Consider the following 1,467-nt stretch of genomic DNA (forward strand, 5'->3'; position numbering starts at 1 on the left):
AGTACGACGAGTCCGACCTGCACTTCATCCAGCGCCTGTGCGAGGAGGAGGGCATCCACTACCACTTCCAGCACAGCCCGCAGGGCCATGCGCTGGTGTTCGGCGACGACCAGACCGTATTCCCCACACTGGCCCCGGTGGCCTATCAGCAGGACACCGGGCTGGTGGCCGACGTGCCGGTGATCAAGCGCTTCGGCCTGCGCCTGGCCACGCGCACCAGTCGCACCACGCGGCGCGACTACGACTTCACCAAACCGCGCATCCAGCTCGAAAGCGACGCCGACAGCGGTGCCGCACCGGACCTGGAAGACTACGCCTACCCGGCGCGCTTCAGCGACCGCGCGCGCGGCAAGCACCTGGCCACCCGCGCGCTGGAGCGCCACCGCAGCGACTACCGCCTGGCCGAGGGCCGCAGCGACCAGCCGAGCCTGGTCAGCGGGCATTTTCTGAGCCTGACCGAGCATGCCAACCCGGCGTGGAACGACCTGTGGCTGCTCACCGAAATCATCCACGAAGGCAAGCAGCCGCAGGTGCTCGAGGAGGTGATCAGCAGTGACGTCACCGACCTCAAGGACGACTTTCACCAGGGCTATCGCAACCGCTTCTGCGCCACGCCGTGGGACGTGCCGTATCGACCGCCGCTGAGGCATCCCAAGCCCAAAGTGCTGGGTGCGCAACGTGCGGTAGTGACCGGCCCCGAAGGCGAGGAGATCTATTGCGACGAGTACGGCCGGGTCAAGGTGCAGTTCTTCTGGGACCGCGAAGGCCAGTCGGACGACAAGACCACCTGCTGGATGCGCGTGGCCTCCAACTGGGCCAGCCAGAGCAGCTTCGGCGCCATCTCGCTGCCGCGTATCGGCATGGAGGTGCTGATCACCTTTCTGGAAGGCGACCCCGACCAGCCGCTGATCACCGGTTGCCTGTACCACGGCGCCAACCTGCCGCCGTACCGGTTGCCCGACTTCAAGACCCTGGCCACGGTCAAGAGCAAGGAATACAAGGGCAGCCGCAGCAACGAGCTGCGCATCGACGACACCACCAGCGAGATCAGCATCGCGTTGCGCAGCGACCACGGTGCCAGCGCGATCAACCTCGGCTACCTGACCCACCCGCGCCCCTCGGGCGGCCAGCCGCGCGGTGAGGGTTTCGAACTGCGCACCGACCGGCATGGCGCCGTGCGTGCGGCGGCGGGCCTGCTGCTGACCACCGAGCCGCGCCATCACGAAGCCAAGCACCACAAGGACCTGCCCGAGACCGCCGAACGCCTGGCCACCGCCAGCGAGCAGCAGGACGGCTTTGGCCAGCAGGCGCGCGAGGTACAGGCGCAGGAGGCGGGCGACCAGGACGAGGTGGCCAAGGCCCTGCATGCGCAGCACCAGGGCATCGTCGGCAGCGGCCCGACCAACCAGAGCGCCAACGAATTTCCCGAGTTCAGCGAACCGCACCTGGTGCTGGCCAGCCCGGCGG

Annotated in this window: 1 protein-coding gene; it reads left to right on the top strand. The window is 68.0% G+C overall.

Annotated elements, in window-relative coordinates:
- A partial coding sequence (gene tssI, locus JZZ72_RS27625; protein ID WP_210015492.1) for a type VI secretion system tip protein TssI/VgrG occupies positions 1-1,467 on the top strand: 1,467 nt, incomplete at both ends.

This window comes from Pseudomonas palmensis, assembly GCF_017848315.1.
Lineage (GTDB): Bacteria > Pseudomonadota > Gammaproteobacteria > Pseudomonadales > Pseudomonadaceae > Aquipseudomonas > Aquipseudomonas palmensis.